The following is a 414-nucleotide window of genomic DNA, read 5'->3' on the forward strand; positions in this document are numbered from 1 at the left end:
GTTTCGTCCTGCGCGCGCCGAAGCGCAGCCTGACGTCCGGTTGCTCGACCGCTGCGGGCATGTCGCTGAGCTCGGCCTGCCCCGCGCGCGGTGGCGGGAACCCGGCATACATCCCCCCGGGGCCGAGCTTGATCGTCCCGGCGTCGTTGAGCCGGAGCGCCGCCGCGAAGTCGAGGATCTTCTGCCACTTCACCCAGATCGGGCCCTGGCGCTGCGGGTCGTACAGCAGGGCTTCCTTCGGCTTGTCGGCCGTGCCGCCGCGAACCTCGTTCACCCAGATCGCGTGGTTCTTGTTGCCCTTGTTGGCGAACCCCTCGTTGTTGCCCTGGAGGAGCATCCCGCGGCCCTTGCGCAGCTGCTGGACGGCCTTGGCAGTCGACACCGTGTTCGTCCCGGTTCGGACGGAGACACGGA

The 414-nt window shown here is 69.1% G+C and carries 1 protein-coding gene; it reads right to left on the minus strand.

Going from position 1 to position 414, the window contains the following annotated elements:
* A partial coding sequence (locus I6F37_RS42100) for a hypothetical protein (protein ID WP_225154684.1) occupies window positions 1-382 on the minus strand: 382 nt, incomplete at its 3' end.
* Window positions 383-414: the final 32 nt, after the last annotated feature.

The organism is Bradyrhizobium sp. NBAIM08, from assembly GCF_020193935.1.
Taxonomy (GTDB): domain Bacteria; phylum Pseudomonadota; class Alphaproteobacteria; order Rhizobiales; family Xanthobacteraceae; genus Bradyrhizobium; species Bradyrhizobium yuanmingense.